This window comes from Actinosynnema sp. NPDC023658 (assembly GCF_040639995.1).
Classification (GTDB): Bacteria; Actinomycetota; Actinomycetes; order Mycobacteriales; family Pseudonocardiaceae; genus Actinosynnema.
On sequence record NZ_JBFAAX010000651.1, the window covers coordinates 1 to 3,235 of the forward strand.

Genomic DNA, 3,235 nt, shown 5'->3' on the forward strand with positions numbered 1-3,235 from the left:
CCGACGCGAGTCGGCCAGCGTCAGCGCCGCCGCGCTGGGACTGTTGTTGCTGGTCGGCGCCGCACTGGGCGACGGCATCTCGCGCACGGCCGTGGAGGTCTCCGACGGCCTCACGTGGCTCGACGACGACCAGCGCGGCGAGGTCGTGCAGGTCAACCCCAGCTCCGGAACCCCGCAGACCCGGTTGCAGGTCAGCGGCGCGGACGCGCAGCTGGAGGTCGCGCAGTCCGACGACAAGCTGATCGTCCTCGACCGCCGCACCGGCCAGATCACCGTGATCGACCTGGCCACCCTGCTGTCGTCCGGTCGCCGGCAGGCGCCCCCCGGCCCCTCGGCGAAGGTCCTCATCGTCGGTGACCGGGTGTTCGTGGTCGACCGCGCCGCCGGCTCGGTGCACAACGCCGACCCGGTGACGTTGGCCGACATCGGCTCGCCGTGGCTCGCCGGTCAGCCGCTGGCCGACGTGGTGGCCGACGAGCGCGGCGTGGTGTGGGCCGTGGACCACGGCGGCAACCTGCACGCGTTGCAGTGGTCCGAAGAGGACCGGGAGTTCACCGAGCTGTCCGACCGGCCGGTGGCGGGCGCGGGTCCGCGCACCGCGCTGGTGCCGCACGAGCGCGGCGTGACGCTGCTGGGGCTGGAGGGCGGCGTGGTGGTCCGCGACGGCACCGGCCGCGACCTCACCACGAGCACCGAGTCGCTGGCCGGCGAGGTGCTGGCCGCCCAGACGAGCCCCACCGGCCTCGTGCCCGCGTCGGTGCCGGACGCGTCGATCGTCGTGCTGCTCAGCGGCGACGAGGTGGTCCGGATCGACATGCGGTCCTACGACTGCCCCCACCCCGGACGCCCGGCGGTGTTCCGCGAACGGGTCTACGTGCCGTGCCTCGGTGCGGGCAAGGTCGTCGTGCTCGACCGGTCCGGTCGGCGCGGCGCGGCCGACGTGGTCACGAGTGGCTCCGGCGACCCCGCGCTGGTGTTCGACGACGGCAAGTTGTTCATCAACGCGCCGGGCGCCGACAAGGGCGTGATCGTGGACGCCGACGGCCGCACCCGCGACGTGGTGATCCGCAGTCCCGAGCTGCCGGTGGTCGACCCCGAGCGGTCGCCCATGCCCAGCGTGCCGAGCCCGCCACCGCCGCGCCCCGACCCGCCGACGAAGGACAACCGCGGTCGCGGCAACGGCCAGGACTCCCAACCGCGCGCCGAGCAGACCACCACACCGGTGACGACGACCCCGAGCGCCGCTGCGCCGGGCGCGGCACCGGGACGTCCGGCGGGGGTCACGGTGACCCAGCGCAGCAACAACGGCACGTCGGTCGTCGTCTCGGTGAGCTGGAGCGCGGTGGCCGACGGCGGCGAGCCCGTCACCGGGTACACGGTGACCGGCACCGGCGGGTTCTCGGGCGGCTCCCAGGAGACGCGGGTCGCGGGCACGTCGGCGGAACTGGTGCTGCCGTGCGCGGGCACCACGTTCTGCGCCGGCGGGAAGGTGGACGTCGCGGTCGCGGCGTACAACCGGTTCGGCGCGGGCGACCCGGGCACGGCGTCCTGGACGGTCCGCCCGGCGGCGGCACCGACCACGACGCAGGCGCCCGCCCCGGTCACCACGACGACCACGAAGCCGCCCCAACCACCTGACCCCACCACCACGACGACGACCACGACCACCGTGCCTCCGCCGCCCGCGCTGCCCCAGGCGGGCGCGATCGTGATCAGCACGGTGGGCGTCGGCGCGAACCGGTACCAGAAGAAGGTCACCACCGCACCACCCGCGGACTGGGCGAGCCACACCGGCTCGTGCGAGGTCGTCAACACCACCTACGGCACCAGCGCGCCGATCCCGTGCGCCGGCGGCACCGTCACGATCGACGTGGACCTCGGCTCGAACGTCCTGCTCGTGCGCGCCTACGCCGCGTCCGGCTCCGGCTCGGTGGACTCCCAGTCGAAGACCGTGGTGGTGCGCGAGCCGATCGAGAACTGCGGCACCGGCAGGACCTGCCTGCCCAACAGCCTGCCCTCGACCGAGGAGGACAACCGGCTGGTCGGCGGCGGCATCGGGCTGCTCGCGACGGCGTGGCTGCTGACGTTGCGCAACCGGCGGGCGCGGCGGCGCGAGTCGGAGTGAGCGCGGACCGGTGACCACGTCGTCCAAGCCGGTGACGACGTCGTCCAGGACGTGAACCGGCGGACCTGCGCGTCCCGAACACCCCTCGGGTCGCCGCACGGGTGTTTCGCCGGGCGGGGCCGCGGCGATGTGGGTGGGTGACGAGCGGCGACAGCACGAGGGGCGAGAAGTGACGACTACGGCGGTTCCGGCGATCGGTGAGGACGAGATCGCGGCGTTCCGCGCCCTGCACGCGAGGCTGGGCGACGCGGTCGAGACCGCGGTGCGGGGCAAGCGGGACGTGGTGGACCTCGTGCTGGTCGCGATGTTCGCCGGCGGGCACGTGCTGCTGGAGGACGTGCCCGGCACGGGCAAGACCACGTTGGCCCGCGCGGTGGCGGGCGCGCTGGGCGGGGTGTCGCGGCGGGTGCAGTTCACGCCCGACCTGCTGCCGTCGGACGTCACCGGCACGTCCGTGTACGACCCGCAGACCGGCGAGGTGCGCTTCCGGCCCGGACCGGTGTTCGCCAACATCGTCCTCGCGGACGAGATCAACCGCGCGGCCGCCAAGACGCAGTCGGCGTTGCTGGAGGTCATGGAGGAGCGGACGGTCACGGTCGACGGCGTCGCGCACGCCGTGCCCGCGCCGTTCCTCGTCGTCGCCACGCAGAACCCGATCGACCTGGACGGCACGTACCGGCTGCCCGAAGCGCAGCTGGACCGGTTCATGCTGCGCACGTCCATCGGCTACCCGGCGGTCGAGCACGAGATCGACGTGCTGCGGCCCGGGAGCGGCGCCGGCCAGGTCGGCGCGGTCCCGACGGTGAGCAACCCGCACGTGATCGCGGAGCACGGACGTCGGCTGGCGACGCTGCACGTGGCGGACCCGTTGCTGCACTACATCAGCGACCTCGGCGTCGCGTCCCGCCAGGACGGTCGGCTGCGGCTGGGCGCGAGCACCCGCGGCCTGCGCGCGTTGGTGCGGTGCGTGCAGGTGTACGCGGCGGCGCAGGGCAGGCACTTCGTGGTGCCGGGCGACGTGCAGGCGTTGGCCGTGCCGGTGTTGGCGCACCGGCTGGTGCTGACCCGCGAGGCCCAGTTGGCGGGCACCACCGCGGAAGAGGTGCTGAC

The 3,235-nt window shown here is 74.2% G+C and carries 1 protein-coding gene and 1 pseudogene; both read left to right on the plus strand.

Going from position 1 to position 3,235, the window contains the following annotated elements; translation table 11 throughout:
* Positions 1-2,125, plus strand: a pseudogene (locus AB0G02_RS32675) (hypothetical protein); the annotation flags it as partial.
* A gap of 169 nt (positions 2,126-2,294) precedes the next feature.
* On the plus strand, positions 2,295-3,235 hold a 941-nt coding region (locus tag AB0G02_RS32680), incomplete at its 3' end, for a MoxR family ATPase (protein WP_360801931.1).